Source organism: Brachyspira catarrhinii (assembly GCF_005518285.1).
In the GTDB taxonomy this organism is placed as follows: domain Bacteria; phylum Spirochaetota; class Brachyspiria; order Brachyspirales; family Brachyspiraceae; genus Brachyspira; species Brachyspira catarrhinii.
The window spans coordinates 1-869 of the sequence record NZ_SJDU01000632.1; the positions used below are offsets into that span (position 1 = coordinate 1).

Below are 869 nucleotides of genomic sequence, written 5' to 3' on the forward strand. Positions count from 1 at the left end.
AAATGCATTTCCGCGGCTCCGTTAAATCAGCTTGATAAACTTCCTTGGAAAGATTTGGGCGTAGAATATGTTATAGAGTCAACGGGACTTTATACGGAAAAAGAAAAGGCTCAAGGACATATTACCGCTGGCGCAAAAAAAGTTATCATAAGCGCTCCAGGTAAAGGCGATTTAAGAACTTTCGTTTACGGAGTCAATCATGAAGAATATAATCCCGCCGAGCATCATGTGGTTTCAAACGCGAGCTGCACAACCAACTGTTTGGCTCCGCTTGTGCATGTTATTCTTAAAGAAGGCATCGGCATAGAAACGGGATTAATGACGACAATTCACTCTTATACGGCGACTCAAAAAACGGTTGACGGACCTTCAAAGAAAGATTGGAGAGGAGGAAGAGCTGCGGCTTGCAACACCATTCCTTCGACTACGGGAGCTGCGAAAGCGGTTGGAGAAGTTTTGCCATCTACGAAAGGCAAATTGACGGGAATGAGTTTCAGAGTGGCTACTCCAGATGTTTCGGTTGTGGATTTGACTTTCAGAAGCGAAAAAGACACAAGTATAGAGGAAATCGACTCTTTAATGAAGAAAGCGAGCGAATCTTATTTGAAAAATATATTAGGATATTGCAATGAGGAATTGGTATCGAGCGACTTCATACATGACAATAGAAGCTCAATATACGATTCTTTGGCTACTCTTCAAAATAACCTTAAAGGAGAAAAAAGATTCTTCAAAGTAGTTTCTTGGTATGACAACGAATGGGGTTATTCGAACAGAGTTGTAGACTTACTATTATATATGTATAGTAAGAAATAATTTGAATATTAAATCTGTAAGAAATAAGAGGGCGCGTAATTAAAAATAATTAT

Annotated in this window: 1 protein-coding gene; it reads left to right on the forward strand. The window is 39.2% G+C overall.

The features are described from left to right. A partial coding sequence (locus EZH24_RS12750) for a type I glyceraldehyde-3-phosphate dehydrogenase (protein ID WP_137999410.1) occupies positions 1-816 on the forward strand: 816 nt, incomplete at its 5' end. Positions 817-869: the final 53 nt, after the last annotated feature.